This window comes from Clostridia bacterium (genome assembly GCA_036562685.1).
Taxonomy (GTDB): Bacteria; Bacillota; Clostridia; order Christensenellales; family DUVY01; genus DUVY01.
This window is the reverse complement of the sequence record DATCJR010000147.1, coordinates 1-3866: the sequence shown is the minus strand read 5'-3', so window position 1 is coordinate 3866 and position 3866 is coordinate 1. Positions and strand designations below refer to the sequence as shown.

The 3866-nt window shown below is 34.2% G+C and carries 4 protein-coding genes; 3 read left to right on the top strand and 1 reads right to left on the bottom strand.

What is annotated here, in order from left to right; all coding sequences use genetic code 11:
- From VIL26_06910 to VIL26_06900, 3 genes are all read left to right on the top strand, one after another.
- On the top strand, positions 1-458 hold a 458-nt coding region (locus tag VIL26_06910), incomplete at its 5' end, for a DnaB-like helicase C-terminal domain-containing protein (GenBank protein HEY8390658.1).
- A 66-nt stretch (positions 459-524) separates the two neighbouring features.
- Positions 525-1547: a hypothetical protein gene (locus tag VIL26_06905; protein ID HEY8390657.1), complete on the top strand. Its 1023-nt coding sequence runs from the start codon at positions 525-527 to the stop codon at positions 1545-1547.
- A gap of 186 nt (positions 1548-1733) precedes the next feature.
- A complete protein-coding gene (locus VIL26_06900; GenBank protein HEY8390656.1) occupies positions 1734-2621 on the top strand; it encodes a DegV family protein in 888 nt (295 codons plus the stop codon).
- Positions 2622-2809: 188 nt separating this feature from the next.
- On the opposite strand, the gene VIL26_06895 is transcribed toward VIL26_06900, so the two are convergent.
- Positions 2810-3664: a helix-turn-helix transcriptional regulator gene (locus tag VIL26_06895; protein ID HEY8390655.1), complete on the bottom strand. Its 855-nt coding sequence runs from the start codon at positions 3662-3664 to the stop codon at positions 2810-2812.
- Between the last annotated feature and the right edge of the window lie 202 nt (positions 3665-3866).

Sequence of the window (3866 nt, the reverse complement as noted above, 5' to 3'; positions counted from 1 at the left end):
CTTCATATATTCGTCCTCAAGAAATTTTGAACAAATGCCTTAGAATGCGAAAAGAAAAAGGGCTTGATGTTGTAATGATTGACTATTTGCAGCTTATCACTCCTAACAAAGAACGCGCTGATTCACGCGCCCAAGAAGTTGCAGATATTACTAGATTTCTAAAAATTACAGCAAAAGAACTCAATGTACCTATTCTGCTACTAAGTCAGTTGTCAAGAAAAAGCGAAGAAAGAAAGGGCGAACCTCAATTGTCAGACCTTCGTGAATCTGGCGCTATCGAACAGGATGCCGATATAGTAATGTTTATACATCGCGTTAAGGATGAAACCTCACAGGCTTCTTCATCTGATCCTATGAAAGTAAAATTAATTATAGCAAAACACCGTAACGGACGGACAGATACAGTAAATCTTATCTATAACGGTGAACAGGTTAAGTTTTATGATGATTTGGATTAAAGTCGTAAATTTTTGCAAATAATTTTGCAGATAATATAGAGCGTTATAATTAAAAAGGAGAAGAAAATGATATCAGTAGTAAGTAAGAGCTTTCAAGGCTGGGAAAATTGCATAAGCATAAGTAACGGCAAGGTAGAAGTCATTGTTACAACAGATATTGGTCCCCGTATTGTAGGCTATTCTATAAACGGAGGAAAAAATCATATGGCTGTTTTTCCTGAAACTGCAGGTAAAACAGGCGGAGATGATTATATTTTTTACGGCGGACACAGATTATGGCACGCACCCGAAGATGCAGTGCGTTCCTGCCAGCCTGACAATTATCCCGTAGATTATCACATTATCGATGATGGCGTAATTTTGCATGCCCCTATAGAAAAGCAAACTAATTTATCCAAGTCAATGCGTATAACAATGGATGAAGACGGTACAGTTTATGTAGATCATCGCATTACCAACCATGGAATGTTTGATGTTGAAATTGCACTATGGGGAATCAGCATGTTTGATGTGGGCGGGTTGCTCGCCGTTCCCAATTCCAATCACGATACAGGACTTTGGGCAAACAGACAAGTAGCTATATGGCCTTACTGCTCTATGAATGATGAAAGAGTTTATTGGGGCGACAAATTTATCACAGTCAAACAGATGAATAAGAAAAATGCCTTTAAGTTTGGGACAAGCTGTCATAGAGGATGGGCAGCATACTTTAACCATAACAATCTAGTGGTAAAAGAGTTCCCTTATTATGAAAACGCTACGTATGCAAACTTTGAATGCAACTTTGAAAGCTATACTAATGATCGTTTTATAGAAATAGAATCTTTGACACCTTTGCTGACGATACCGCCTCAAGAATATGAAGAATACACTGAGATATGGCATATCTATGATGATGTAAAAGAACCTAAAAGAGATGACGAACAAGACATTGAAAACAAACTAAAAGTATTTACAGATGTCTATGAAGACGGCGATTGTTGCCAAGATGATTGCTGTGACGAAGACGGCTGCTGTGATGATTGCGGCTATGATGACTTTGAAGAAGAAGATGACGATTGTTGCTGCTGCGGCCATGATGAATGGTAATAGATAATAATTAATGATTTATTAAAGAAACGTCCTATATTTAGGGCATTTAGGGCGTTTTTTTTAATATTTTTATTGGAAAATATTACAAAAGTATGTTTATAAATGTAAAAATATTGCAAAAAAGCTCGAAAAATATTATATTAGTTAAGTACTTATCTATATATTATTATAAGGAGCCAAAATATGAGTTTTATACTTTCTTCTGATTCATGTTGTGACGCTTTAAAAAGTGATTTGAAAAAGCATAATATCAAATATATTCCTATGGCGTATATTATTGACGATGTAGAATATAGAGATAATTATGACAGTGAAGAAGAATACAGAAATTTTTATGATTTGCTTCGTTCTGGCAAAATGCCCAAGACAACTCAGCTTTCTCCCTTTGAAACTGCCGAGTATTTTGAAAAGCTAATTAAAGAAGAACAGGGCGATATAGTACATTTATCACTGTCAGGCGGTTTGTCTAATACTGCCAATAATGCCAAGGCTGCAGCTCAAGAAGTAATGGAAAAATATCCTGATCGCAAGATTTATGTAGTAGATACAAAAGCGGCCACTCAAGGTCAATTGTATATATTGGATAGAGCTAGAGAATTGAGAGACGAAGGCAAAACAGCAAAAGAAGTTTATGATTATCTTGTAGAATTAGCAGACAGAGTACATCACTGGATTTTGGTAAAGGACTTGTTCCATCTAAAACGCGGAGGAAGAGTTAATCCCGCTTTGGCGATAGTAGGTACAGTTTTGGGTATTCGTCCCATAATTGTTATTAACCATAAAGGCGAGCTTGCTCCTTATGATAAAGAACGCGGTGTTACTAAGGCGCTAAGATACGCTGTAAAAGCGTTGAAAAAACACGCAAAAGAAGGAATAACCAGAGCATATATCGCGCATGCAGATGATATTGAAAATGCTAATGACCTTAAGCAAATGCTATTAGAAGAAGGAATTCCTGATGTAAAGATAGGCTATATTGGGCCCATTATTGGAAGCCACACAGGTCCCGGAACAGTAGGTCTAGTATTTGAAGGCGAAAAGCGTATTGTTATAGATGCTCATAAAAACTAGGAAAAAATTGTTAAGTTTTTGTGAAAAGAATGTTATTAAAATCCCATATAAAATGCTTGACACAAAAATGATTTGATATTATAATTAGCTCGTAAATTTGAGAAATCAATTTACCATTACATAGCTCATCATTTTCCCCCTTATCATATATTGTAAAGCGGCTGAGTTTTCAGCCGCTTTACTTTTTATTATGCATTTAAAGTCATAATTGAATTATTTACTTTATCATTTTCATATATTTTTTTCTTGAAATTTTTTGGACTTGTTTTAAATAATTGATTAAAGCTTCTGTAAAATGTTCTTAGGCTATCAAAGCCTGCTTCATAAGCAAGTTCTACTATATTATGAACAGAATTATCATTTAGCTGTGTGGCCACATAGGTAGCGCGCAACATATTGATATAAGTGGCAAGATTGCACGCAAAGTATTGATTAAATATTTTAGAAAAATAATATTTGCTGTAATTAAACTCGTCTGCCAAGGTTTCCAAGGTTATTTTGGATTTGAAATTATTATTGAGATATTCCAAAACCCGTTGTGTGAGCTGTTTTGGCGCAGGAACATTGGCTGTTTTTAATGATTTGGTTTCTATAAGAAGACCCAAAATGGTATAAATTATTCCTTTTACAAGCAAAAGATTGCCTTTTTTATAGACCATTAGTTCTTTTAGCAAATCATGAATTTTATCTATAATTTTACTATCTTCAATATAACAGCTTTGATAATTTAACTCGTTTGCTGCCGCAAAAAAGCTTTTTAGGAAGAAAACGGGAATGATGCAGATTATTATTTTGCTGTCTGCAGAGCGTAATATATGATGTATATCATAACTGGCGATAAAAGCAAGTCCTTTTTCGCCGTCTTTGAATGAACGGCTTTTGCCGTTAATCGTTACAGTCATTTCACCTGATTCTAATAAAACAAGCTCAATACACTGATGAAAATGGACATCGCAATGGTCATAATCGGCATATTGAATATATAGGTCAGTACCGCGATCCCTTAATAGTTCATACATAGAATTGACCAGTTCTTCTTTCATCTTAACCCATCCATATTTTGATTAAGGTATTAACAAGTCAATTTTTCTTAACAGCAATTTTTGGCTCAAACTTAAAATTATTGACATATACTTTTTAAATTTATGTCTTTATAATTTAATTATGCTATTGATAATATATATTTATAATTTCAATTTGTCAATAGTCTCTTTGTATAAAAGATGTAACTAAATTATTATTGTA

Excerpts from the sequence above, each read along its gene's own strand:
- VIL26_06905 (HEY8390657.1), top strand. The coding sequence starts at position 525 with ATGATATCAGTAGTAAGTAAGAGCTTTCAAGGCTGGGAAAATTGCATA.
- VIL26_06900 (HEY8390656.1), top strand. The coding sequence starts at position 1,734 with ATGAGTTTTATACTTTCTTCTGATTCATGTTGTGACGCTTTAAAAAGT.
- VIL26_06895 (HEY8390655.1), bottom strand. The coding sequence starts at position 3,664 with ATGAAAGAAGAACTGGTCAATTCTATGTATGAACTATTAAGGGATCGC.